The organism is Variovorax sp. P4_B10, assembly GCF_056402375.1.
This window is the reverse complement of record NZ_JBFUHN010000010.1, coordinates 88,149-111,083: the sequence shown is the minus strand read 5'-3', so window position 1 is coordinate 111,083 and position 22,935 is coordinate 88,149. Positions and strand designations below refer to the sequence as shown.

General features: G+C 68.7%; 22 protein-coding genes. 13 read left to right on the top strand and 9 right to left on the bottom strand.

What is annotated here, in order from left to right; translation table 11 throughout:
- The first annotated feature begins 1 nt into the window (after position 1).
- Genes kdpB through kdpE form a run of 6 tightly spaced genes read left to right on the top strand, consistent with a single transcriptional unit; the run spans position 2 to position 6,720 of the window.
- Entirely contained in the window at positions 2 to 2,101 is a 2,100-nt protein-coding gene (gene kdpB / locus AC1DXX_RS07660) for a potassium-transporting ATPase subunit KdpB (RefSeq protein ID WP_478133577.1), read from the top strand.
- A 12-nt stretch (positions 2,102 to 2,113) separates the two neighbouring features.
- Complete coding sequence (gene kdpC / locus AC1DXX_RS07655) at positions 2,114 to 2,710, top strand: potassium-transporting ATPase subunit KdpC (protein WP_478133576.1); 597 nt, start codon at positions 2,114 to 2,116, stop codon at positions 2,708 to 2,710.
- 13 nt (positions 2,711 to 2,723) lie between these two features.
- On the top strand, positions 2,724 to 3,128 hold the full coding sequence (locus AC1DXX_RS07650; RefSeq protein WP_478133575.1) for a hypothetical protein: 405 nt from the start codon (positions 2,724 to 2,726) through the stop codon (positions 3,126 to 3,128).
- Positions 3,118 to 3,249, top strand: a complete 132-nt coding sequence (locus tag AC1DXX_RS07645; RefSeq protein ID WP_478133574.1) for a hypothetical protein — start codon at positions 3,118 to 3,120, stop codon at positions 3,247 to 3,249. The genes AC1DXX_RS07650 and AC1DXX_RS07645 overlap by 11 nt, the downstream gene beginning before the upstream one ends.
- 17 nt (positions 3,250 to 3,266) lie before the next feature.
- Entirely contained in the window at positions 3,267 to 6,017 is a 2,751-nt protein-coding gene (locus AC1DXX_RS07640) for a DUF4118 domain-containing protein (RefSeq protein ID WP_478133573.1), read from the top strand.
- 4 nt (positions 6,018 to 6,021) lie between these two features.
- Positions 6,022 to 6,720: a two-component system response regulator KdpE gene (kdpE, locus tag AC1DXX_RS07635; RefSeq protein ID WP_478133572.1), complete on the top strand. Its 699-nt coding sequence runs from the start codon at positions 6,022 to 6,024 to the stop codon at positions 6,718 to 6,720.
- A 51-nt stretch (positions 6,721 to 6,771) separates the two neighbouring features.
- On the opposite strand, the gene AC1DXX_RS07630 is transcribed toward kdpE, so the two are convergent.
- The 7 genes from AC1DXX_RS07630 to AC1DXX_RS07600 form a co-directional block, all read right to left on the bottom strand.
- Complete coding sequence (locus tag AC1DXX_RS07630) at positions 6,772 to 7,212, bottom strand: hypothetical protein (RefSeq protein WP_478133571.1); 441 nt, start codon at positions 7,210 to 7,212, stop codon at positions 6,772 to 6,774.
- Between the two features lie 403 nt (positions 7,213 to 7,615).
- The gene (locus tag AC1DXX_RS07625) at positions 7,616 to 8,746 is read right to left on the bottom strand and encodes a zinc-binding dehydrogenase (RefSeq protein ID WP_478133570.1); all 1,131 of its coding nucleotides are present in this window, start codon (positions 8,744 to 8,746) and stop codon (positions 7,616 to 7,618) included.
- Between the two features lie 89 nt (positions 8,747 to 8,835).
- Positions 8,836 to 9,378: a tyrosine-protein phosphatase gene (locus AC1DXX_RS07620; RefSeq protein WP_478133569.1), complete on the bottom strand. Its 543-nt coding sequence runs from the start codon at positions 9,376 to 9,378 to the stop codon at positions 8,836 to 8,838.
- A complete protein-coding gene (locus AC1DXX_RS07615; protein ID WP_478133568.1) occupies positions 9,375 to 9,866 on the bottom strand; it encodes a hypothetical protein in 492 nt (163 codons plus the stop codon). The genes AC1DXX_RS07620 and AC1DXX_RS07615 overlap by 4 nt, the downstream gene beginning before the upstream one ends.
- Complete coding sequence (locus AC1DXX_RS07610) at positions 9,863 to 11,008, bottom strand: MGDG synthase family glycosyltransferase (RefSeq protein ID WP_478133567.1); 1,146 nt, start codon at positions 11,006 to 11,008, stop codon at positions 9,863 to 9,865. The genes AC1DXX_RS07615 and AC1DXX_RS07610 overlap by 4 nt, the downstream gene beginning before the upstream one ends.
- A gap of 336 nt (positions 11,009 to 11,344) precedes the next feature.
- The gene (locus AC1DXX_RS07605) at positions 11,345 to 12,790 is read right to left on the bottom strand and encodes a nicotinate phosphoribosyltransferase (protein ID WP_478133566.1); all 1,446 of its coding nucleotides are present in this window, start codon (positions 12,788 to 12,790) and stop codon (positions 11,345 to 11,347) included.
- A 65-nt stretch (positions 12,791 to 12,855) separates the two neighbouring features.
- The gene (locus tag AC1DXX_RS07600; RefSeq protein WP_478133565.1) at positions 12,856 to 13,926 is read right to left on the bottom strand and encodes a bifunctional nicotinamide-nucleotide adenylyltransferase/Nudix hydroxylase; all 1,071 of its coding nucleotides are present in this window, start codon (positions 13,924 to 13,926) and stop codon (positions 12,856 to 12,858) included.
- A gap of 81 nt (positions 13,927 to 14,007) precedes the next feature.
- Here AC1DXX_RS07600 and AC1DXX_RS07595 point away from each other — a divergent pair, with 81 nt between their 5' ends.
- The 5 genes from AC1DXX_RS07595 to AC1DXX_RS07575 all read left to right on the top strand — a co-directional run bounded on the left by AC1DXX_RS07595 (position 14,008) and on the right by AC1DXX_RS07575 (position 18,563).
- A complete protein-coding gene (locus AC1DXX_RS07595) occupies positions 14,008 to 14,841 on the top strand; it encodes a pseudouridine synthase (RefSeq protein ID WP_478133564.1) in 834 nt (277 codons plus the stop codon).
- Between the two features lie 13 nt (positions 14,842 to 14,854).
- Positions 14,855 to 15,958, top strand: coding sequence for a winged helix DNA-binding domain-containing protein (locus AC1DXX_RS07590; protein ID WP_478133563.1), 1,104 nt, complete (start codon positions 14,855 to 14,857; stop codon positions 15,956 to 15,958).
- 122 nt (positions 15,959 to 16,080) lie between these two features.
- Complete coding sequence (locus AC1DXX_RS07585) at positions 16,081 to 16,737, top strand: response regulator (RefSeq protein ID WP_478133562.1); 657 nt, start codon at positions 16,081 to 16,083, stop codon at positions 16,735 to 16,737.
- On the top strand, positions 16,734 to 18,110 hold the full coding sequence (locus AC1DXX_RS07580; RefSeq protein WP_478133561.1) for a sensor histidine kinase: 1,377 nt from the start codon (positions 16,734 to 16,736) through the stop codon (positions 18,108 to 18,110). The genes AC1DXX_RS07585 and AC1DXX_RS07580 overlap by 4 nt, the downstream gene beginning before the upstream one ends.
- Positions 18,111 to 18,224: 114 nt before the next feature.
- A complete protein-coding gene (locus tag AC1DXX_RS07575) occupies positions 18,225 to 18,563 on the top strand; it encodes a hypothetical protein (protein ID WP_478133560.1) in 339 nt (112 codons plus the stop codon).
- Between the two features lie 28 nt (positions 18,564 to 18,591).
- Here AC1DXX_RS07575 and aqpZ read toward each other — a convergent pair whose 3' ends face one another.
- On the bottom strand, positions 18,592 to 19,299 hold the full coding sequence (gene aqpZ, locus AC1DXX_RS07570; protein ID WP_478133559.1) for an aquaporin Z: 708 nt from the start codon (positions 19,297 to 19,299) through the stop codon (positions 18,592 to 18,594).
- 486 nt (positions 19,300 to 19,785) lie between these two features.
- The gene (locus tag AC1DXX_RS07565) at positions 19,786 to 20,796 is read right to left on the bottom strand and encodes a zinc-dependent alcohol dehydrogenase family protein (RefSeq protein ID WP_478133558.1); all 1,011 of its coding nucleotides are present in this window, start codon (positions 20,794 to 20,796) and stop codon (positions 19,786 to 19,788) included.
- 100 nt (positions 20,797 to 20,896) lie between these two features.
- Between AC1DXX_RS07565 and AC1DXX_RS07560 the strand changes: the two genes are divergently transcribed.
- Both AC1DXX_RS07560 and AC1DXX_RS07555 read left to right on the top strand, forming a co-directional pair.
- Positions 20,897 to 21,808 carry a LysR substrate-binding domain-containing protein gene (locus AC1DXX_RS07560; RefSeq protein ID WP_478133557.1) on the top strand — a complete coding sequence of 304 codons (912 nt, stop codon included), beginning with the start codon at positions 20,897 to 20,899 and terminating at the stop codon, positions 21,806 to 21,808.
- A gap of 65 nt (positions 21,809 to 21,873) precedes the next feature.
- The gene (locus AC1DXX_RS07555; RefSeq protein ID WP_478133556.1) at positions 21,874 to 22,923 is read left to right on the top strand and encodes an ABC transporter substrate-binding protein; all 1,050 of its coding nucleotides are present in this window, start codon (positions 21,874 to 21,876) and stop codon (positions 22,921 to 22,923) included.
- Positions 22,924 to 22,935: the final 12 nt, after the last annotated feature.

Genomic DNA, 22,935 nt, shown 5'->3' with positions numbered 1-22,935 from the left:
CATGACTGCCAACACCAAAACATCTCTTTCGCTGTTCGATGCAGCGCTGGTCAAGCCCGCCCTGTGGGGCGCCTTCGCCAAGCTCAACCCGCGCACCCAGTGGCGCAACCCGGTGATGTTCATCGTCTACATCGGGAGCATCCTCACCAGCCTGCTCTGGGTGCATGCGCTGAGCTTTCCGGGCGACACCGGTATGAAGCCTGCCTTCGTGCTCGCCGTGACCGTCTGGCTGTGGTTCACCGTGCTGTTCGCGAACTTCGCGGAGGCGCTGGCCGAGGGCCGCAGCAAGGCGCAGGCCGCGTCGCTGCGCGGCCTGCGCAAGGACACCTGGGCCAAGAAGCTGCATGAGCCGCACCATGGTGCGCAGTGGCTTCCGGAGCAGGCGCCCAACTTGCGCAAGGGCGACGTCGTGCTGGTCGAGACCGGCGACGTCATCCCGCTTGACGGCGAAGTGATCGAAGGCGTGGCCTCGGTCGACGAGAGCGCCATCACCGGCGAATCGGCACCCGTGGTGCGCGAATCGGGCGGTGACTTCTCGGCCGTGACCGGCGGCACCCGCGTGCTGTCCGACTGGTTGGTGGTGCGCATCTCGGTCAACCCGGGCGAGTCGTTCCTCGACCGCATGATCGGCATGGTCGAAGCCGCCAAGCGCCAGAAGACGCCCAACGAAATCGCGCTCACCATCCTGCTGGTTGCGCTCACCATCGTGTTCCTGATGGTCACCGTCACGCTGCTGCCGTTCTCGGTGTTCAGCGTGGAGGCTGCGGGTGCGGGCACGGTGGTGTCGCTCACCGCGCTGGTGGCGCTGCTGGTGTGCCTGATCCCGACCACCATCGGCGGCCTGCTCTCGGCCGTGGGCGTGGCCGGCATGAGCCGGATGATGCAGGCCAACGTCATCGCCACCTCGGGCCGCGCCGTGGAAGCGGCCGGCGACGTCGACGTGCTGCTGCTCGACAAGACCGGCACCATCACGCACGGCAACCGCCAGGCCAGCGCCTTCCTGCCCGCACCTGGCGTGCCCAAGGGCCGCCTCGCCCGCGCCGCGATGCTGGCATCGCTGGCCGACGAAACGCCCGAAGGGCGCAGCATCGTCGAACTTGCACGCCGCGACGGCCTGGAGGCCGCATCTGTCGAAGGCGCCCGGTTCGTGCCCTTCACCGCGCAGACCCGCATGAGCGGTGTCGACCTGCCGGCCGCACCCGGCAGCCTCGATACCGACGCCATCCTGCTGCGCAAGGGCGCGGTCGATGCCATACGCCGGCACGTCGAGTCGCTCGGCGGTGCGATGCCCGCCGAGATGCTGCGCGCGTCCGAGGAAACGGCACGCCGCGGCAGCACCCCGCTGGCCGTGTCCGAAGGCAATCGCGTGCTCGGCGTGGTCGAGCTCAAGGACATCGTCAAGACCGGCATCAAGGAGCGTTTTGCCGAGCTGCGCCGCATGGGCATCAAGACGGTGATGATCACCGGCGACAACAAGCTCACCGCCGCGGCCATCGCGGCCGAGGCCGGTGTCGACGACTTCCTGGCCGAAGCCACGCCCGAGGACAAGCTGGCGCTGATCCGCAAGTACCAGTCCGAAGGCCGCCTGGTCGCGATGACCGGCGACGGCACCAACGACGCCCCCGCGCTCGCGCAGGCCGACGTGGCCGTGGCCATGGGCAGCGGCACGCAGGCCGCGAAGGAGGCCGGCAACATGGTCGACCTCGATTCGAACCCGACCAAGCTGCTCGAGGTTGTGGAAACCGGCAAGGCGCTGCTCATGACGCGCGGCTCGCTCACCACCTTCTCGATCGCGAACGACGTGGCGAAGTACTTCGCGATCATTCCGGCGATCTTCATCTCGACCTATCCGCAGCTCGGTGCGCTCAACGTGATGCGGCTCGCCAGCCCGTCGTCGGCAATCCTGTCGGCGGTGATCTTCAATGCGCTGGTGATCGTGTTCCTGATCCCGCTGGCGCTCAAGGGCGTGCGCTACCGGCCGGTGGGCGCGGCCGCGCTGCTGCGCCGCAACCTCGCCATCTATGGCCTGGGCGGCCTGCTCGTTCCCTTCATCGGCATCAAGTTGATCGATTGGCTGCTGGTCGCAGTCCATCTGGTCTGAGGAGCATTTCTCGTGAACAACAACGGCAACATCATCCGTCCCGCGCTCGTGCTCTTCGCACTGCTGAGCGCGCTCACCGGCCTGATCTATCCGGCGGCCGTCACCGGCGCCGCCAAGGCGGTGTTTCCGTCGCAGGCGGCCGGCAGCCTGGTCGTGCGTGACGGCACGACGGTGGGCTCGAAGCTCATCGGCCAGAGCTTCAGCGATCCGAAGCACTTCTGGGGCCGACCGTCGGCCACCGCGCCGCAGCCTTACAACGCGAGCGCCTCGGGCGGCTCGAACCAGGGGCCGCTCAATCCGGCGCTGACCGAGGCGGTCAAGGGCCGCGTCGAGGCGCTGCGCGCCGCGGACCCGGGCAACACCGCACCGGTGCCGGTCGATCTCGTCACGGCTTCGGCCAGCGGACTCGACCCCGACATCAGCCCTTCCGCCGCGCTGTACCAGGCGGCACGCGTGGCGCGCGCGCGGGGCATGCCGGTCGAACAGGTGAACGCGCTGATCGGCAGGAGCACCCAGGCGCCGCTCTGGGGCTTGCTGGGCGAACCGCGCGTCAATGTGCTGGCACTGAATCTCGCGCTCGATGGTTCCACGTCGTTGGCAGCGCGTTGAGGAGAAAACGACCATGGCCTATGCCGCCTACCGTGAACACCCCGGCGTCGCGTTGCCGGCCCCCCGGCTCGCCGCTTCGCGTGCTTCGTCACCCACCGAGGCCGATCGAACGCACGCCGCCATGGCGCCGTCATTCCACGTGCTCGACGTCACCGTCTGCTGTGCCGACGCCCTGCGCGTGCGCCGCAGCATCGCCGGTTGCGCCGAGGCCGGGGTGGTGCGCTGCGAGCCGCTGCTGCACGCCGGCGGTTCGCACGAAAGCGACGCGCCCTGCGTGCGCCTGATGATCCGCCTGCCCCTGGCGCGCTACGCCGAGGTGCTGCACCGTCTCGTCGAATGCGTGCCCTCGGGCGAAATCGGCCGGCTCGTCAGCTGGCGCGAGCATCTGGTGCGCTGCGGCCTGCGCCATGGCCACTGACCTGCTCCACGCCCTGCTGGCGCTCGCGGCGCTGTTCGTGCCGCTCGGCTTTGCCTGGTGGGTGCTTTCGCGCACCGCGCGGCGGCACGCCAGGCGCCGCAAGGATGGCCCGATGCGATAACCTGCGCAGCCACCGCCATGCCTCCCGACACCCGCCCGGACCCCGATGCCCTGCTTGCGCAATTGCGCAACGACGAGGCGCGCGCGCTGCGCGGCAAGCTGCGCATCTATTTCGGCGCCAGCGCCGGCGTCGGCAAGACCTGGGCCATGCTGAGCGCCGCGCAGCGCGAACGGGCTGAGGGCCGCGACGTGCTCATCGGCGTGGTCGAAACCCACGGCCGCAGCGAGACCGCCGCGCTGCTCGTCGGACTGGAAACGCTGCCGCTGCGCGCGCTGGACTACCGTGGCCGCACGCTCGCCGAGTTCGACCTCGACGCCGCACTCGCGCGCAAGCCCGCCGTGCTGCTGGTCGACGAACTGGCCCACACCAACGCCCCCGGTTCGCGCCACACCAAGCGCTGGCAGGACGTGCAGGAACTGCTGGCGGCGGGCATCGACGTCTGGTCGGCGCTCAACGTGCAGCACCTCGAGAGCCTCAACGGCACGGTCGGCGCCATCACCGGCGTGCGCGTGCACGAGACGGTGCCCGACACCGTGCTCGACGAGGCCGACGAGGTGGTGCTGGTCGACGTCACGCCCGACGAGCTCACCGCGCGGCTCTCGGCCGGCAAGGTCTACCTGCCGCAGCAGGCGGAGCGCGCGGCGCAGAACTTCTTCCGCAAGGGCAACCTGATCGCGCTGCGCGAGATTGCATTGCGCCGCACCGCCGAGCACGTGGAAGACGACGTGCGCGGCTGGCGGGTCGAGCAGTCGGGTGCGGCCGGTGGCAACGGGCAGGGCGGCGCGCTGCAGGCCTGGAACACCTCGGGCGCGATCCTCGCCTGCGTCGGGCCGCACGAGGGCGCGGCGCAGACGGTGCGCACCGCGGCGCGGCTCGCGGGCCAGCTCAACGTGCGCTGGCATGCGGCGTACGTCGAAACGCCGCGGCTGCAAAGGCTCGCCGCAGAAGAGCGCGACCGCATCCTCGCGGTGCTGAAGCTGGCCGAGGAGCTGGGCGCCGCCACCGCGGTGCTCACCGGCTCCGACGTGGCGGAGCAGCTGGCCGAACAGGCGCGCCGGCTCAACTGCGCGACGCTGGTGCTGGGGCGATCGGAGCCGGTCGCCGGCTGGCGTCGCTGGCGGCTCGCAGGGGCGACGCCGTTGCCGCGCGCGCTGGCGCAACGCGCGCCGGCACTCGACATCATGGAGGTCGGCCACGCCGAAAGTTCGCGCCGGCTGTCGCGTGCATCCATCCATGGCGCACCTGCCGACCACGACGATCACGAGAAGGCGCCCATCCACTGGCCCGGCTATGCCTGGGCAACGGCCACCAGCGTGGCGCTCACCGTGCTTTGCACGCCCCTGGCCAGCGTGCTCGAGCTCGCGAACATCGTCATGCTGTTCCTGCTCGGCGTGGTCGGCGTGGCGCTGCGTTTCGGCCGCGGGCCCTCGGCGCTGGCGGCCTTGCTCAACGTGGCGGCCTTCGACTATTTCTTCGTGCCGCCGCGGCTGTCGTTCGCGGTGAGCGACGTGCAGTACGTGCTGACCTTCGCGATCATGCTCGGCGTCGGCCTGCTGGTGGGCCAATTGACGGCGGGGCTGCGCTTCGCGGCCGGCGTGTCGACCAGCCGCGAGCGCCGCGCGCGCTCGCTGTTCGAACTCACGCGCGAACTCTCCGCGGCGCTGGAGAGCACGCAGGTCGTCACCCTGGGCGCCGCCGCGGTGAAAGGCCACTTCGGCGGTCATGCGCTGGTGCTGGTGACCGATGCGGCCGACCAGCTCGTGCTGCCCAAGGAGCCGCCGGAGGGCTTCGACGCGCAGGTGGCCGACTGGGCCTTCCGCCATGGCCAGCCGGCCGGCCTTGCCACCGCCACGCTGGCGGCGCAGCCCTGGCACTACGTGCCGCTGCAGGCGCCGATGCGCATTCGCGGCGTGCTGGCGCTGTCGCCTTCACAGCCGCGCTGGTTGCTGATTCCCGAGCAGGCGCAGCAGCTCGACACGCTGGCGCGGCAGATCGCGATTGCGCTGGAGCGCGTGCATTACGTCGAAGTGGCGCAGCAGGCCGTGGTCGAGATGGAGTCGGAGCGCCTGCGCAACGCCTTGCTCGGCGCGATCTCGCACGACGTGCGCACGCCGCTCACGGCGTTGATCGCGCTGGCCGAGTCGCTCCAGACGCTGCCGCCCGAAGAGCACGCCAGCGCGGCCCGTGCCATCGTCGCGCAGGCGCACGAGCTGCATGCGCTGGTCAACAACCTGCTCGACATGGCGCGGCTCGAGAGCGGTATTGCAGGCGGCGCGGTGAATCTGCGGCGCGACTGGCAGTCGGTCGAGGAGGTGGTGGGTTCGGCCATTCGCGCGGCGCGCACGGCGCTCGGCGAAGCCGTGGTGCAGACCGCGCTGGACCCCGAGCTTCCCCTGGTCGAATTCGATGCGGTGCTGATCGAGCGCGTGCTGGTCAACCTGCTGGAGAACGCCACCAAGTACGGTGCCCCGCCCATCGTGGTGGGCGCGCGGGCCGAGCCCGGCTCGCTGGTGCTCACGGTGCGCGATCACGGCCCGGGCCTGCCCGCCGCGTTGCTCGGCCGCGAACAGAAGCTGTTCGACAAGTTCACCCGCGGCGAATCCGAGTCGGCCACGCCGGGCGTGGGGCTGGGCCTGGCGATCTGCCGGGCGGTGGTGAGCGCGCATGGAGGGGAGATTTCGGCGGCCAATGCGCGCGACGGCGGTGCAGAATTCACGGTCACCCTGCCACGCCGCGAGCCGCCCGAACCGGCCGAAGCCCAACTCTGACCCCATGCCGTCCCCCACCGCCATCGTGATCGAAGACGAGCCGCAGATCCGCCGTTTCGTGCGCGGCGCGCTCGAGGCCGAGGGCTGGCTGGTGCATGAGGCCGGCACGCTGCGCGACGGGCTGGCGGCAGCCGGCACGCGGCAGCCCGACCTGCTCGTGCTCGACCTCGGCTTGCCCGATGGCGACGGTGTTTCGCTGATCCGCGATGTGCGCGGCTGGTCGGCCGTGCCGATCATCGTGCTGTCGGCGCGCAGCGATGAAGCCGACAAGATCGCCGCRCTCGATGCGGGGGCCGACGATTACCTCACCAAGCCTTTCGGTACCGGTGAACTGCTAGCACGCGTGCGCGCCAACCTGCGCCGTCCGCGCGCCGCCGGTGGCGGCAGCGACGAGCCTGCGGAAGCGCTGTTCCGTTTCGGAGAGATCGAACTCGACCGCGCCGCGCGCATCGTGCGCCGCGCCGGTGCCGAAGTGCACCTGACGCCGACCGAGTACCGCCTGCTCTCGGTGCTGGTCGCCAACGCAGGCCGCGTGCTCACGCAGCGCCAGCTGCTGCGCGAGGTGTGGGGCCCGTCGCACACCGACCAGAGCCACTACCTGCGCATCTACATGGGGCATCTGCGGCAGAAGCTCGAGGCCGACCCTGCGCAGCCCCGGCATCTGCTGACCGAGACGGCGGTGGGGTATCGGTTGGTTGTCTAGCTGCCGAGAGGCGTGTTGGCGTCGCCGCCTCGGACTCTGCTTGCCCCTACCTCAGAGGCATCCCCACAGATACACGGACTTCTTCTTGGCGATTGCCTCGTTTGCGAGTCTGCGGAGATCTTCCATGACGGGATGCAGTTCGGCGGGATCGCACGCAAGCTCCTCCGTGTTCGCCCATTTTTCCAGCATGGGGCCGAGCGATCCGGAATCCAAACGGGTCAACAGCATCGTCAGCTCATCGGGAAATCGATCGAGCCACGCATCACTGTCTTCGCCGATCTCGACGTACTCGAGGGTGTGTCTATCGACATCCCATTCCTTGCCTTCCAGGATGGCCCAGAGCATGGTGATCTCGAGGTCTGTGAACCGCTTGTACTGAGCAGGGTCCAACAGTTCCTCGATCTCGTCGCCCTCGTCGGGCTCTTCGATCCGGTTGGCGTAACGCAATGCCTCTGTGGGATTTGCGACGAAGAAATCCGAAAGTATTCCCATCTTTTGTTCCTCAAGAAGCTAAATAGTGCGCTGCTGAACTTTCGCCTTGCAGTGATGTGAATTGCAAAGATGCATGTCCTGATTGCGATTACACCCTTCTGCTGCGTCGCCAGTTTGACGGATTGATGACGACCGCCGAGGTGGGCCGAAACGCTCCGTGTTGTGTTGTGGGGAATGCGTTTGGAGTGCGTGCACGAGGGCACGCTGCTGGTTTGCGGCCGATCAACCACTGCGCTGAGCGATCACGCCGATGGTGTGCTCTGCGCAGCGAAATAAAGGAGGAGGCATGCGGCCCTAGGCCGCGCCGGGGGACATTCGCTTCGCTGCGCACACCGTCGGCGTGATCGCGCCCCGAACAAAACACCAAACGTCCAACGCGAAGAATCGAAAAGCCAGGCTTTTTTCAGGCCACGATGCCCTTGTTCGGATTCAGCAGGAACTTCTCGCCCGTCGCCTGCTTGCCATACACCCCGATCGCATCGAGCTGCAAGGCTTCGAGCAGCGACACCTCCCGCGTGTAGTGGCTCGCAAACGTCGTCTTCAATTCCGCAACGACGCGCGCCCGCAAACGCTGCGTTCCCTCGTCGCCCAGCTTCTGCAGGAAAGGAAACAGCAGCCACCCGCCCATGCCCCACGCCATGCCGAAGTTGCGCACGAACTCGGTCGGGCTGCGGTCGAGGCCGCCGTAGATGTAGACCTGCTTGTGGGTGGTGGAGCCGTAACGGCTGTATTCCTTGGCGGTGCGGTTCAGCGCCGCTTCCATGCAGCCGAGGATCTGGCCTGCGAGCTTGCCGCCGCCGGTGGCGTCGAAGGCCAGCGTGGCGCCGGTGTCGACCAGGGCCTGCGTCAGGTCTTCGAGAAAGCTGGGCGAGGTCGCGTTGCAGACGTACTTCGCGCCGATGCCGCGCAGCAGCGCCTCCTGCTCGGGCTTGCGCACGATGTTGACGAGGTCGATGCCGTCCTTCTGGCAGATCTTGTTGAGCATCTGGCCCAGGTTGGAGGCGGCGGCCGTGTGCACCAGCGCCTTGTGGCCTTCCATCCGCATGGTCTCGACCATGCTCAGCGAGGTGAGCGGGTTGACGAAGCAGGAGGCGCCATCGGCCGGGGTGGCGCCCGCAGGCAGTTCCAGGCACTGTGCAGCGGCGAGGCAGCGGTACTGCGAGTACATCGCGCCGCCGATCGCGGCTACCGTCTTGCCGAGCAGCGCCTGCGCGGCCGGCGAGGCGCCGGCCTTGACCACCACGCCCGCGCCTTCGTTGCCGACCGGCATCGACTGGTCGAGCCGCGCAGCCATCGACGGCATGCCGCGTTCCGGAACGGTGGCGGTGACGACCGGGCGATCCGGGGTGCCCGAAGCCTTGGCCGTGCTCATGTCGGCGGCGCCGAACAGCAGGCCCAGGTCCGACGGGTTCATCGGCGAGGCCTCGACGCGCACCACCACTTCATGGGCCTGGGGTTCGGGAGTCGGTTCGTCGTGCAGCGAGAGTTCGAGTTCGCCGTTCGAGCGGACGAGGGTGCGGAGTTGGAGTGCCATGGAAGAAGCCCTTCGGGAGTTCGTTCGGGGATGGCCATCGGCCACGGGGCGGCCAGTATAGGAGCGGGGTGGGGAAACTGCTGGCGCCTTCAGGACACCGCGAGAATCACCGGGGCATGGGCCAGTGCGTGACGCATCCTGACCGGGTCGAGCCGCTCGATGTAGCGCGGAATATTGCGCCACAGCGTGTGATAACCATAGCCGCCGCGCAGCATCTCGTGGCGCGCGCTCTCCTTGTCCCAGTCCTGCACCGCCATGCGGTAGACCGCCGCCACCACGCCGGTGCGGTCGGCGCCGTGCATGCAGTGGATCAGCACCGGGCCCCGCTTCTCGGCTTCCCGAATGGCCACCAGTGCACGCAGCACCTTGGCATCGTCGATGGACCAGGTGTTGATCGGCACGCGCACGAGGCGCGTGTCGGTGCCGGCGAATACCTTCTTGTCGTCGTTGAAGGAACGCAGGCTGACGATGGTGCGGATGCCCAGCGACTGCAGCGCAGCCACATTGGCGCGCCGGGGCTGCGCGCTGCGGTACAGCGTGGGCGTGATGCGGTGCAGGTTCTCGACCTGCAGTTCGTCCAGCGGATCGGCCCAGTGGCCGGGGCGCAGGTCGGCGATCTTCGCTGCCGTCATCGCGTACGGCGCCAGTGCCGGGTCGCCAGGATCAGCGACGCCACCGCGAGCCCGCCCCAGTAGTCGACCGGCGCGCCCCAGAGCCAGTGCTTGTGCCAGAAGGCATCCGCCGGGTTGAAGCGGGACCAGCCGAAGGCCGGGTTGATCATGAACCACAGAAAGTCTTCGCAGACCCAGAACACGATCAGGCCTGCGACCGCCAGTCCCCAGTCGCGCAGCTTCCAGCGGCCGTTGAAAGCCAGCGGCGAGAAGAACACCAGCGCCATGAAGGTGAACACCCAGGCGTGATAGCCGGTCATCGCGCGGCCGCCCCAGAACAGGTCGAGCCAGATGCTGTTCTCGATGCGCCAGGTGGGCAGCGACGTGGCCCAGCCCGCGCCGCCTTCGATCTGGATCTCGGCGTTGGCGAAGAAGGAAGCCATCACGACCACCCAGACGAGGTAGCCCAGCGTGCGGCCCACGCCGGTTTTTTCGGCCTCGCCGCTCACGCTGCGGCACCCAGCACGTGTTGCAGCACGGCCCGCGCGGCCTGCGGCTTGCCCAGGGCGCGGCTGCGTGCGGCCATGTTCGCGAGCTTGGGCGGATCGGCCATCAGGCGCGCCACCTTGAAGTCGAGGCCGATGGCGTCGTAGGCGAGCCAGGCGGCGCCTTCTTCCATCAGGAAGCCGGCGTTGTGTTCTTCCTGCCCGGGAATCGGCGAGATCAGCAGCATCGGCTTGCCGAGCGCCAGGCATTCGGAGACCGTGAGGCCGCCGGGCTTGGTCACCACGAGGTCGGCCGCGGCCATGAGCTTGTGCATCTCGTTGGTGAAGCCTATGGCCACCACGCGCCCCGGGTGGCGCGCCGCCAGCGCCTGGAGCTTGCCGTGCGCCTCGGCGTTGCGGCCGGCGACGGCAATCACCTGGAAGTTGCCTTCGCCGCCCAGGCCGAGCACGCGCTCGACCATGCTCGCCAGGTCGCCGACGCCGGCGCCGCCCGACGCCATCAGCAGCACGGGACGCGACGGGTCGAGGCCGAGTTCCGCAACGCAGGCATTGCGTGCGAGCGCGGGCACATCGGGCGCCGAGAAAGCCGGCATCACGGGAATGCCCGTCACATGGATGCGGTCCGCGGGAATACCGCGTGCGCGCAGGCGGAAGGCCACCTCTTCCGTGGCCGCGAGATAACCCGCCATACCGGGGATCAGCCACATGTTGTGAAGGTCGTAGTCGGTGATCTGCAGCCACACCGGGTAGTCGATGCGACCGCGATTGCGTTCGCGCATCAGCAGTTCGGCCGGAAGGAAGTGGGTGCAGATCACGGCATCGGGCTTCTCGCGGCGGATCTCGCGCACCAGCGCGCCGGTGCTCAGGCGCTCGATGCCGCGGCGCAGCCGCTGCGAGGGCGCGTGGTGCGGCGTGGTGTCGGTGCGCTGGTGCAGGTACGACCACAACTCGGGCGCGCGGTTCACGAGCTGGATGTACCAGTCGGTGTAGACCTTGCGGAAGCCGCCGGCCACGTGGGCCATGGCGTCGATGTGGACCGCTGTGCAGGGCGGGGCGAGGTTTTGGGTGGCGGCGGCGGCGAGTGCCTGTGCTGCACGCACGTGGCCGTTGCCGGCGCTCACGCTGAGGATCAGGAGTTTGGTCATGGATTCGGCTGTCTGGGCGGATTATGGACATGCCATGTGGCACTCCCCCGCCTGTTGTTCAGGGCGCGCTCACGCCGACGGTGTGCGCAGCGAAGCGAATGTCCCCCGGCGCGGCCTAGGGCCGCATGCCTCCTCCTTTATTTCGCTGCGCAGAGCACACCGCCGGCGTGAGCGCTCAACGCAGCGGTTGATCGGCCAGCACAACGACAGCGCCTCTCGTGCACAGGGCACCGGGTGCTCCCCGCAGCGAAATAAAGGAGGAGCGAAGCGGGGGACATTCGCGGAGGGGAGTACCCGGTGTCCTGTGCACGCGCCCCGAAGGATCGCAGACACCTCTCAGAGCGGCGCCCGCGAGGTGACGAACTGATTCACGCCAATGGCGGCGCGCTCGCGAACGGCATCGAAGGTGGTGCTCTCGACGATGCGCCCGTTCTCGAACACCGTTTGCAGCAGGTCGACCTGTCCCGCTTCGAGCGCTTCTTCACGCAGCGTGCGAACCTCGCCGCGCGCGTCGCGCACCAGTGCGAGCCTCCCCTTCTTCGACGCCTTGCCCGCATCGCCCACCGGCGACTTGTAGACATCGCGCCACTCGCCGTTCACCTGCATCGCCGAGCACTTCATCGCCCACTGCATGGTGTCGCGGTTGACCTGCTGCAAGAGCCCGCCGCCCATGCCGAAGGAGATGTTCTCCGTCGAGAAGCCGTTGTGGAAGAAGTTCGAGAGGCACAGCCGCAGCGAGTCGAGGTTCACGCCGTCGCCCTGGATGATGCGCACGTTGTTCAGCACGCGAAAGCCCTTGGCGTTGGTCGTGGTGCCGAAGCGCTCGGCCAGGATCTGCGCCACCTTGAGCGTGGTTTCGGCCGGGTCGCCCGAGTCGGGCCGCACCACCAGCGTCGCGCCCGACGCTACCACCTTGGCCTTGAGCTCGTCGCCCCAGATGCGCGCGCAGGCATTGAAGATGTCGTAGCTGTCGCTCACCACCGCGAAGGTCGCGCCGGGCTTGCCGAACTGGTCGACCATGTTGCTGTACGCGTCCGACTCGTGGTCGCGGCCCCAGCCGGTGATGGTGCTGTGCTCGGCTGCGGGAATCGAGAAGCCCGCCACGTCGCAGTCGTAATACCGCCGTGCTGCGACCAATGCCGCCAGCGTGTCGGTGCCCATGAAGTTGACGAGGTGAGCCATGCCGCCGAGCGCCGCCGATTCGAGGCTCGACACGCCGCGCGCGCCGAAGTCGTGCAGCCTGAAGGCGATCTGGCCTTGCGGGTCGTCGCAGGTCGCTTCGAGGTACCGCAGCAGCGTGGTGCGCGCAGCGGCCGAGAGCGTGGCCACCGTGGTCGGGTACCAGATGGCGCGCAGCAGCTCGGTTTCGAGAAAGCTCGTGACCCAGAAGAACTCGGGGTCGGTGTTCTCGATGGTGGCGAGCACGTTGTGCACCGGCAGCACGCTGCCCTCGGGCACGGCGCGGATGCGCACCGGCATCAGCCCGCCGTGCTTCTCGATCAGGCGCAGCCAGCCTTCGCGGTTGAAGGGCTCGCCGTGCACGGCCATGAGCGCGGCGGCTTCGTCGACATCGTCGCGCGTCACCGGCGTCTGCAGGTATTCGCGCAGGTACGCCTGCAGGCCGAAGAAGAGGGAATGGCTGAAGAGCCCGCCGCGCGACTCGATGTAGCTGAACACCGTCTGCGTGCCGGGCGGGTACTGCATCCAGTGCGACACCTTGTAGGAGTCGGTGCGAAGCAGCAGGTTGTTGCCCAGGGGCGAGGAGGTGAGGTTGCGGTTCATTGTGAAAGCTCCTTTCACGTTGGCCCCGTCAACCGGGGCCGTTCTTGCTGACAAAGCCTGGTCGTTCAGTTCTTGCCCAGGCCACCCAAAAAATGATTCGCGATGAAGAAGTGGTCTTCGTAGATGCGGTCCTGCATGTCGAGGAATTCTGCAATCGGCACCCAGCGCACCTCGGCCGCGTCGTCGTCGGCGCGCACGTCGGAAAGACCCGTCCACTGGTTGTGCGCCAGCTCGAAGAAGAAGCCGTGCGTGATCGTGCGGCCGCGCTGCGAGCGGTCGGGCGCGTCGAACACGTGGCTCGCCTTCATGCTGCCGTTGAGCACGGGCACGGGCACCTTGAGCCGGGTTTCTTCCTTCAGCTCGCGGATGGCTGCGTCCTGCAGCCGCTCGTGCTGGCCGACGAAGCCGCCGGGCAGCGCCCAGGTGCCCTTGCCGGGATGGAACTTGCGCTGCACCAGCAGGATGTGGCCGGCCTCGACCACGATGGCATCGACCGTGGTGTAGATCGGCGGAAAGTCGCTGCCCGCATAGCGGTACTTGTCGCGGTAGTCGACGAGGAAGGCGCGCTCTTCGCAGAGCTCGGCGTAGTCGGCGGTGGTGGTGAACCTGTCGAGAAAGGCGGCGGTGCCGTCGGGCAGGTCGGCCGGTGCGAGCTGGCCGCGGTTCTCGGGATCGAAGTAGAGGCCGCGCACGTCGGTGGCGTTGAGGCTCTCCACGCTGTGCTGGCCGACGAACTCCCAGTGCGGGAAGAGCTTGAGGTAATAGCTCGAGGCGTCCTTCAGGTGCCCCACCAGCGCGACCCTGGCCTGTGCCGGGGCCTGGCCGTCCTRCTGGATCAGCCGCTCGACCGCCGACTGGATCGATGCGATCCAGATCTGGTCGTTGTAAGGCGAGTCGCCCACGCCGACGACGCTGACGCGCATCTGCTCGGTGCCGCGCAGGCAGGCGCGCACCATGCGTTCGCGTTCGTCGAAGGTGAAGGGGTTCTTGACGCTCCGGGGCTTGCGGTCGGAGCCGACCACCACGATGACCCGATCGGCGGCGCGCAGGCCTTCTTCGATGAGTCGCTGGTGACCGAAATGGACGGGCTGGAAACGCCCGATGACGATGGCGTACTGGTACTTGCGTGTGCTCACTTGGGAATCCCCCAAAAAGGGCGCAATCAACTTGCGCTTGGGTTCAGGATAGCATCGGTGCCGCACATTGATCAACCCCTGATGACCGAGCCCTCCACCTCCCCCAATGCTCCCGTGCGCCTGAACAAGCGCATGGCCGAACTCAAGATGTGCTCGCGCCGCGAGGCCGACGAGTGGATCGCCAACGGCTGGGTGAAGGTGAACGGCAAGCCGGCCGAGATGGGTGTCAAGGTCACGCCGGCCGACCGCATCGAGATCGACAAGGCGGCCAAGGGCCAGCAGGCGAACCAGGTCACCATCCTGATCCACAAGCCCATCGGCTACGTGAGTGCGCAGGCCGAAGACGGCCACGAGCCCGCCGTCTCGCTGTTCACGCCGCAGAACCGCTGGACGGAAGACAACGCGCGTTTCTTCTTCCACCCCCACCAGTTGCGCGGCCTGGCGCCGTGCGGCCGGCTCGACATCGATTCCACCGGCCTGCTGGTGATGACGCAGGACGGCCGCATCGCACGCCAGCTGATCGGCGAGGACTCGGTGATGGAGAAGGAGTACCTGGTGCGCGTGGCTTACCACGGCTTCGGCCAGCCCGCGCCCTCCGGGCAGCTGGTGCGCCTGGACGACGACGACCCCGTCACGACCAATGTGCAGGCGGTCTTTCCGCCGGCGATGCTCGCCAGATTGCGCCACGGCCTGAGCCTCGACGGCCAGCCGCTCAAGCCGGCGCGGGTCGAATGGCAGAACCCCGAGCAACTGCGCTTCGTGCTCACCGAGGGCAAGAAGCGCCAGATCCGCCGCATGTGCGAGCTGGTGGGCCTGAAAGTGGTGGGCCTGAAGCGCGTGCGCATCGGCAAGGTGATGCTCGGCAACCTGCCGGTGGGGCAGTGGCGCTACCTCGGACCCCAGGAAAAATTCTGAGCCTGAGGCGCGCATGCCCGACGTGTTGAGCCTGCGTGCGCTGAACCGGGCCACGCTGGCGCGGCAGATGCTGCTGGAGCGCCGCAAGCTGTCGGTCGTACAGGCCGTCGAGCGCTTGGGCGGGCTGCAGGCGCAGGCACCGAACCCGCCTTACATCGGCCTCTGGAGCCGGCTCGAAGGCTTCCGGCGCGAGCAGCTCACCGAAGCCCTGAAGAAGCGCCGCATCGTGCGGATGTCGACGATGCGCGCGACCCTGCACCTGATGGCCGCGCAGGATGCGCTGGCATGGCGTCCGCTGCTCGAACCCGTGCATCGGCGCGGGCTGCTGGGCAACCACACGCGGGCACTCGAAGGCATCGACCGTGCGGCCGTGGTGGGGGCGGGGCGGGCGTTGCTGGACGAAAGCCCCCTCACCAGTTCGGAACTCGGACAGGCGCTCGCGGCGCGCTGGAAAGACCGCGAGCCCGCCTCGCTGGCCGCGCTCATCCGCAACAACCTGCCGCTGGTGCACCTGCCGCCCGCAGGCAACTGGAACTCGCACCAGAGCGCGCAGCTGCAGCCCATCGGGCACTGGCTCGGAGAATCTGCCGCCGATGTCGCAGCCGCCACGCAAGACGACCTGCTGCTGCGCTACCTGGCCGCCTTCGGCCCCGCCACGCTGGCCGATGCCGGCGCGTGGTCGGGCCTGACGGGCTGGAAGGCCGTGGCCGAGCGCCTGCGGCCGCAGCTGCGCGTGTTCACCGGCGCGCAGGGGCAGGAACTGTTCGACCTGCCGCGCGCGCCGCGCCCCGACCCCGACACGCCCGCGCCGCCGCGCCTCGTGGCCGAATGGGACAACCTGCTGCTCTCGCACGTCGACCGCAGCCGCGTGATGAGCGAGGCACACCGCGCCCGCGTGTTCACCGTCAACGGCATCGTGCGCGGCACGGTGCTGCTCGACGGCTTCGTGGCGGGTGTCTGGAAGATCGAGCGGGCGAAGCACGCCGCCACGGTGGTGCTGGAGCCCTTCGCGCGCTGGTCCAGGGCCGACCGGCTCGGCGTGCAGGAGGAAGCGATGCGCTTGCTGGCCTTCGCCTCGGACGCCGAGGGCGAGCGGCACGCCGTCCGTGTGCTGTGACCCTTGCGTGCGCCCGGTGGCTAAGGCCTGCCTAAGTCTGCGCCGCTAGCCTGCGCCGCGGCGCAGGGCCACTACCGGTCATCCCGATCGCGTGCTACCTTGCGGCCCAAGGAGTCGCCGCGATGCGCGTGCTTTTGGTGGAAGACGACGAAATGATCGGGCGCAGCCTGAAACAGGCGCTCGAGGGCGCGGGCTGGTCCGCCGACTGGGTGCGCGACGGCGAACTCGCGCAAAGCGCCTTGGGCGATGGCGGCTACACCTGCGTGCTGCTCGACCTCGGCCTGCCGAAGCAGGACGGCACCGAGGTGCTGCGGCGCGCGCGCGAACGCGGCGATGCCACGCCGGTGCTGGTGCTCACCGCGCGCGACGGGCTCGACGACCGCATCAACAGCCTCGACCTCGGCGCCGACGACTACCTGCTCAAGCCTTTCGAGTTCCGCGAACTGCTCGCGCGCATGCGGGCCATCGTGCGCCGCCGCGACGGCGCCGCGCATTCGCTGGTGGGCAGCAACGCGCTGCAGCTCGACCTCACGACACGCGAAGTGCTGGTGAACGGCGCGCGCGAAGCGCTCACCGCGCGCGAGTTCGCGCTGCTGCATGCGCTGCTGGAGCGGCCCGGTGCCATCCTCTCGCGCGAGCAGCTCGAGAACCGCATCTACGGCTGGGGCGAGGAAGTGACGAGCAACGCGATCGACGTGCTGATCCACGGCATGCGCCGCAAGCTCGGCGCCGAGTCCATCCGCAATGTCCGCGGACTCGGCTGGCGCGTGATGGCATGACGGACGGTGCGCAGGCCGGCCGCTGGTGGCGACCGCGCTCGCTGCGCACGCAGCTGCTGCTGTGGCTGATCACGCTGCACTTGGTTGCCACGGTGCTGACCGCGTGGTTCTCGTTCGAGGCGTATGGGCACCTGGTGCACAACGCGCTGGACGACCAGATGCGGCTGGTCGCCGAGTCCTATGCGGGCAGCGACCAGCCCAAGACGCCGCGCCCGATGAACGGCGAGGCGGCCTTCTCGCGCGGCGCCTTCATCGTGCAGATCTGGAGCGCCGACGGCGCCACGCTGCGCGCGACGTCGTGGCCTGTGCTGTCGGTGCCCCTGCAGCGGCGGGCGGGTTTCAGCGATGTGAGCACGGGTGCCCACGCGCATTCGAATTGGCGCGTCTTCACCGCGGAGCCCGGTCCGCGCGCCGACCAGCCGCGCGTGCAGGTCCTGCAGAACGAAGACTACCGCCGGCGCCGCGCGCTGCGGCGCGCCTTGCTCGAAGGCCTGCCGATCGCGCTGCTGCTGCCGGCGGCGCTGCTGATCCTGTGGCTCATCGTCTCTGCGGCCTCGCGCTCGCTGCGCGCCGTGGCGCGCGACGTGGCCTCACAGGACGAGCGCAGTCCCACCGAGCTCTCGCTTGCACGCGTGCCCGAGGAGATCGCGCCGCTGGTGGGCGCCTTCAACAACCTGCTCGCGCGCGTGCGCAGCGCCTTCGCCACCCAGCGGCGCTTCGTGCAGGACGCGGCGCACGAGCTGCGCACGCCGATGGCCGCGATCGGCCTGCAGATCGAGAACCTGCGCGCGCACGTGCCGGCCGGCGAAGCCACCGACCGCTTCAACCAGCTCGAAGCCGGCGTCACGCGTGCGCAGCACCTGATCGAGCAACTGCTGAGCCTCTCGCGGCAGGACGCGCCGCAGCGTGCCGTGGCGCGCGAGGCGGTCGACATCGAGGTGCTGCTGCGCGAGAGCGTGAGCCAGCTGATGGTGCTGGCCGATGCGCGGCGCGTGGACGTGGGCTTCGAGGGCCGCATCACGCCCGTGGTGTCCGCGCCGGCCGCCGAGCTGCGCAGCGTGTTCGACAACCTGATCGACAACGCGCTGCGCTATGCCCCCGAGGGCGGCGTGGTCGACGTCAGGCTGCACGAAGCCGACGGCCATGCGGTGGTCGACGTGCTCGACAACGGGCCCGGCATCCCGGAGACCGCGATGGGCCGGGTGTTCGACCGCTTCTTTCGCGTGCCGGGCGCCGCCGCGGGAGGCAGCGGTCTGGGCCTGGCGATTGCGCGCACCGCCGCCGAGCGGAATGGCCTGCGCATCGAACTGCACAACCGCCGTGACGGCCCGGGGCTCATGGCGCGCGTGCATCTGCCGCTCACGGCAAGCTAATTTTTCGCTCACCGCCCGCTCAGTCTGGCTGCCTAGAGTGCATCCAGGTCCTGCCGCGCGCAGTTCGCGCGATGGCACGAGACCGGAGACAACCTGCCCTCAGGAGCACACACCATGCGCACTTCCCTCAAGCTTCTTGCCGTTGGTTCCTTCGCTGCGCTCGCAGCGCTGGGCGCCGTCAATGCGTCGGCCGAAACGACCGATGGCTCCGACTTCCATCCGTTGCAGATGAACTCGCCCGAAAATCCCGATGTGCAGGCCGGCGCCGTGGCCGCAGCGCATCCGAGCGGCACCGAATCCATCGGACAGTCGACCAGCGCGCCCGCGATGGATTCGACGACCCCGGTGTCCGACATCCAGGCCGGCGCCTATGCGGCTTCGCACCCGAGCGGCACCGAATCGATCGGGCAGTCGACCTCGCTGCCGCTGGTGAGGTCGGCCAGCGGCAGCTGACCAACCGGCCGGCTGCGCCGCTCGGCGCTCAGTCGTCGTTGCCGTTGCTGAGCAGGGCGCGGTAGATCACCGCGCCGATGATCGCGCCCGCGATGGGCGCCGCCCAGAAGAGCCACAGCTCGGACACCGCATAGGACGGACCGAACAGGGCCGGGCCGGTGCTGCGCGCCGGGTTGACCGAGGTGTTGGTCACCGGGATCGAGATCAGGTGGATCAGCGTCAGGCACAGGCCGATGGCCAGGCCCGCAAAGCCGCCGGCCGCGCGCTTGGCGGTGGACCCGAGGATCACGATCAGGAACACGGCCGTCATCACGACCTCGCACAGCAGGGCGGCCGTCATGCCGTACTTGCCGGGCGAGTGTTCGCCGAAGCCGTTGGTGGCGAAGCCGCCGATGTCGGCGCCCGGCTTGCCGGTGGCGATCAGGTAGAGCACGCCGGCCGCTGCAACGGCACCGAGCACCTGCGACACGATGTAGCCCGCGAGCTGCGAGGCCTTGAAACGCCCTGCGGCGGCGAGGCCGATCGACACGGCCGGGTTGAAGTGCCCGCCCGAGATCGGACCCAGTGCATAGGCCCCCGTCACCACCGTGAGGCCGAAGGCCAGCGAGACCCCCAGCAAGCCGATGCCGACACCCGGGAAGGCCGCGGCCAGAACTGCGCTTCCGCAGCCTCCGAGCGTGAGCCAGAAAGTACCAATGAATTCGGCAGACCACTTTTTGTAGGTACTGTGTTCCATAACGCTGCATCCTGAAGTTGAGAAAGCGCGCAAGGCCTGGGGCCTGGCGCGGGCGCATTCTAGGAACGGCAGGAGGGGGGCGTCGAGCATGTCGTTGCCGCGAACGGAATCTGTTCACGGATCGTGCGATTTTGTGCAATGTCGCAACCGTGTTGCATGTACACCAAAGGCCTCAGAGCTCGGGGCGCGTGTACAGGACACCGGGTACTCCCCTCCGCGAATGTCCCCCGCTTCGCTCCTCCTTTATTTCGCTACGGGGAGCACCCGGTGCCCTGTGCACGAGAAGCGCGGCTGTGGTGCTGGCCGATCAACAAGTGCTCTGAGCGATCACGCCGATGGGGTGCCTTGCGCAGCGAAATAAAGGAGGAGGCCTGCGGCCCTAGGCCGCGCCGGGGGACATTCGCGGAGCAAGGCACCCCGTCGGCGGGATCGCGCCCTGAACAGCGGCGTCCCAAAGTGGCCCACAGATAGATCGTAAACAGGCTCTCAAAGCGTCACGACGATCTTTCCGAAGGCGCCGCGTTCGAGGTGATCGAGCGCAGCGGGAAGTTCGTCGAAACCGTACTGCCCTTCGATCACCGGCTTGAGCGCATTGACATCGACGGCGCGCACCAGATCCTCGAGCGCGCGGCGATGGCCGACGCCGATGCCCTGCACCGTCACGCGGCCCAGCACCATCGCGTAGAACGACGCGCTCAGGGTCTCGCCGCCGAGCATGCCGATGACCGACACGCGGCCGCCCTGCTTCACGGCTTGCAGAGAGCGGTCGAGGTTGGGGCCGCTCGCGAGTTCGAGCACATGGTCGGCGCCGCGCCCGTGCGTCAGGCGGCGCACCTCGGCCGGCCAGTCGCTGCCGCGCAGCAGCGCGTGCGAGGCACCGAGCGCGAGCGTCCGTTCGCGCTTGTCTTCGCTGCCCGTCACCACGATGGCCTGCGCGCCATGCAGGCGCGCGAGCTGCAGGCCGAACAGCGCGACACCGCCGGTGCCGTGGATCAGCACCGTCTCGCCCGCGCGCAGTGCGCCGGTCTCGGCGAGCGCGAACCAGGCGGTGAGGCCTGCGCACGGCAGCGTGCTGGCTTCGGCCAGGCTCAGCATGGCGGGTGCGGCCACCGCCCAGGCCGCGTCGATCAGCACATGCGATGCCAGCATGCCCGGACCGGGGCCGCCGACGAGCACGGCTTCGTTGTGCCAGTGGCTGTCGATCCACCCGCCCCAGAAGGTGTTGACGACACGGTCGCCCACGGCGAAGCGGTTCACGCCCGGGCCGGTGGCCACCACGGTGCCGGCCATGTCGGAGCCGGGCGTGAAGGGCAGGTCGAGTTGCATGCCCATGCCATCGCGAATCATCAGCAGGTCGCGGTAGTTGAGCGACACCGCGCCCACCCGCACGAGGATCTGGCCCGTGCCCGGCGTGGGCAGCGGCGCCTCGGTCTGTTCGAGATGGGCGCGGCCGAGTTGGGAAAGCTGCCAGCGGCGCAGCGTGCCGGGTTCTTGCATTGAAAGACTCCAAAAAAAGCAGGGAAGCCTTCATGCTATTGAGGATTAAAACTATCCGGTGGCGGATAATTTTCTCTTTACTGGTGCTTGAAAGTATCCAATGAGCCAACGTTTGCAAGGCATCGAGGAATTTGTCGCGGCGGTGGAAGCGGGCAGTTTTGCGCTCGCGGCGCAGCGCCTGCATGTCACCCGCTCCGCGGTTGCCAAGAGCATCGCGCGTCTCGAGGCGCGCCTGAACACGCGGCTGTTCCTGCGCACCACGCGCAGCCGGAGCCTCACCCAGGAAGGCCACGGCTACTACGAGCGCTGCCGCCGCGTGCTGGACGAGCTCGATGCAGCGGAGGCCGTGACCGACGTGGCGCGCAGCACCGCGGCGGGCCTCGTGCGCCTCAGCATGCCGGCGATGCTCGGCCGGCTCAAGGTGGGGCCGTTGCTGCTGGCGCTGGCGCGGCGGCACCCGCAGCTGTCGCTCGAACTCGCATTCAACGACCGGCGGGTGGACCTGGTCGAAGAGGGGCTCGATCTCGCGATCCGCAGCGGCGATCTGGCCGACACGCCCGGCTTGATCGCGCGGCCGGTCGGCGTGCAATGGATGGCGCTGTGCGCCGCCCCCGCCTACCTCGCCGAACGCGGGCATCCGCGAAGCATCGATGCACTCGACGCCCCGCACGAAGCCGTGCTCTATGCGCGCGACGGCCAGATCTCGGCGTGGCGCTTCCATGATGCCGAAGGCCGCCTCGTCGACGTGACGCCACCTTCGCGGCTGCGCTGCGACAGCGCCGAGGTGCTGCTCGAAGCCGCCGTCGGCGGCATGGGCCTGGCGCGACTGCCGGCCTGGCTGGCGGCCGATGCGCTGGCCGCGGGCACGCTGGTGCGTGTGTTCGAGGAGCCGAAGCCCTTCGGTTTCGAACTCAACGTGATCCGCTCGCGCAGCCGCTACCTGCCGCTCAAGACGCGGGTGGTGATCGACTGGCTGGCCGAACACTTGCCGCCGCTGCTGATCGCACCGTGAATCGCCGCGCGGGCGCTATCCTGCACCTTCGAACAACGAACAAACAGTCCGCAGGAGAAGACAGCATGCACCCCTTTGCCATCCGGAACATCGCGGCCACCGCCGCATGCGTGGGCGCTGCCGCTGCCCTGCTCCTGTCCTCGCAGAACGCCGCCGCGCAGGGCACGGTCAACGCGCTGTGCAGCACCGACGCGGGCTGGTGCGAGGCGGCCGCCACGGCCTTCACGCGCGAGACCGGCATCAAGGTGCAGCAGGCGCACAAGGGCACCGGCGAGATCGGCGCGCAGCTGCGCGCCGAAGCGGCCAACCCCAAGACCGACATCTGGTGGGGCGGCACCGGCGATCCGTTCCTGCAGGCCGCCGAACAGGGCCTGCTCGAGCCCTACCGCCCGGCCTACATCAACGACCTGCACGACTGGGCGGTGCGGCAGTACGCGCTGTCGCAGAACATGGTGGGCGGCTTCTACACCAGCGCCATCGGCTTCGGCTTCAACACCGACGTGCTCAGGAAGAAGAAGCTGGCCGAGCCCAGGTGCTGGGCCGACCTGGTCAAGCCCGAATACAAGGGCGAGATCGAGATCTCGCACCCGGCGTCGAGCGGCACGGCCTACACCATCATCGCCGGCCTCGTTCAGCAGATGGGCGAGGACGCGGCCTTCGAGTACCTGAAGAAGCTGCACAGGAACGTCACCAGCTACACCCGCAGCGGCCAGGCGCAGGCGCCCAACGTGGCCAAGGGCGAGGTGGCCATCGGCGTGAGCTTCATCTTCGGCTTCGAGCGCTGGCGCTACGACAAATTTCCCGTCAAGACCGCGGCGCCCTGCGAAGGCACGGGCTACGAGATCGGCGGCATCGCGCTCGTGAAGGGCGCGCGCAACAAGGACAACGCGAAGCGCTACTACGACTGGCTCATGAGCCCGAAGGGCCAGGCCATCGGCGGGCAGTCGGGCAGCCTGCAGTCGCCGGCCAACAAGACCTTCAAGCCCGACCCGCGCATTCCGTCGATGGCCGACGTGAAGCTCATCAAGTACGACTTCCAGAAGTACGGGCAGGCGGCCGAGCGCAAGCGGCTGATCGACCGCTGGACGCGCGAGGTGGAGTCGCAGCCGCGCTGACGGCGCACGCGC

What these genes read in the sequence shown, in the direction of transcription:
- kdpB (WP_478133577.1), top strand. Translation starts at nt 2, where the DNA reads ATGACTGCCAACACCAAAACATCTCTTTCGCTGTTCGATGCAGCGCTG.
- AC1DXX_RS07650 (WP_478133575.1), top strand. Translation starts at nt 2,724, where the DNA reads ATGGCCTATGCCGCCTACCGTGAACACCCCGGCGTCGCGTTGCCGGCC.
- AC1DXX_RS07645 (WP_478133574.1), top strand. Translation starts at nt 3,118, where the DNA reads ATGGCCACTGACCTGCTCCACGCCCTGCTGGCGCTCGCGGCGCTGTTC.
- AC1DXX_RS07640 (WP_478133573.1), top strand. Translation starts at nt 3,267, where the DNA reads ATGCCTCCCGACACCCGCCCGGACCCCGATGCCCTGCTTGCGCAATTG.
- AC1DXX_RS07630 (WP_478133571.1), bottom strand. Translation starts at nt 7,212, where the DNA reads ATGGGAATACTTTCGGATTTCTTCGTCGCAAATCCCACAGAGGCATTG.
- AC1DXX_RS07625 (WP_478133570.1), bottom strand. Translation starts at nt 8,746, where the DNA reads ATGGCACTCCAACTCCGCACCCTCGTCCGCTCGAACGGCGAACTCGAA.
- AC1DXX_RS07620 (WP_478133569.1), bottom strand. Translation starts at nt 9,378, where the DNA reads ATGACGGCAGCGAAGATCGCCGACCTGCGCCCCGGCCACTGGGCCGAT.
- AC1DXX_RS07610 (WP_478133567.1), bottom strand. Translation starts at nt 11,008, where the DNA reads ATGACCAAACTCCTGATCCTCAGCGTGAGCGCCGGCAACGGCCACGTG.
- AC1DXX_RS07605 (WP_478133566.1), bottom strand. Translation starts at nt 12,790, where the DNA reads ATGAACCGCAACCTCACCTCCTCGCCCCTGGGCAACAACCTGCTGCTT.
- AC1DXX_RS07595 (WP_478133564.1), top strand. Translation starts at nt 14,008, where the DNA reads ATGACCGAGCCCTCCACCTCCCCCAATGCTCCCGTGCGCCTGAACAAG.
- AC1DXX_RS07590 (WP_478133563.1), top strand. Translation starts at nt 14,855, where the DNA reads ATGCCCGACGTGTTGAGCCTGCGTGCGCTGAACCGGGCCACGCTGGCG.
- AC1DXX_RS07585 (WP_478133562.1), top strand. Translation starts at nt 16,081, where the DNA reads ATGCGCGTGCTTTTGGTGGAAGACGACGAAATGATCGGGCGCAGCCTG.
- AC1DXX_RS07580 (WP_478133561.1), top strand. Translation starts at nt 16,734, where the DNA reads ATGACGGACGGTGCGCAGGCCGGCCGCTGGTGGCGACCGCGCTCGCTG.
- AC1DXX_RS07575 (WP_478133560.1), top strand. Translation starts at nt 18,225, where the DNA reads ATGCGCACTTCCCTCAAGCTTCTTGCCGTTGGTTCCTTCGCTGCGCTC.
- aqpZ (WP_478133559.1), bottom strand. Translation starts at nt 19,299, where the DNA reads ATGGAACACAGTACCTACAAAAAGTGGTCTGCCGAATTCATTGGTACT.
- AC1DXX_RS07565 (WP_478133558.1), bottom strand. Translation starts at nt 20,796, where the DNA reads ATGCAAGAACCCGGCACGCTGCGCCGCTGGCAGCTTTCCCAACTCGGC.
- AC1DXX_RS07560 (WP_478133557.1), top strand. Translation starts at nt 20,897, where the DNA reads ATGAGCCAACGTTTGCAAGGCATCGAGGAATTTGTCGCGGCGGTGGAA.
- AC1DXX_RS07555 (WP_478133556.1), top strand. Translation starts at nt 21,874, where the DNA reads ATGCACCCCTTTGCCATCCGGAACATCGCGGCCACCGCCGCATGCGTG.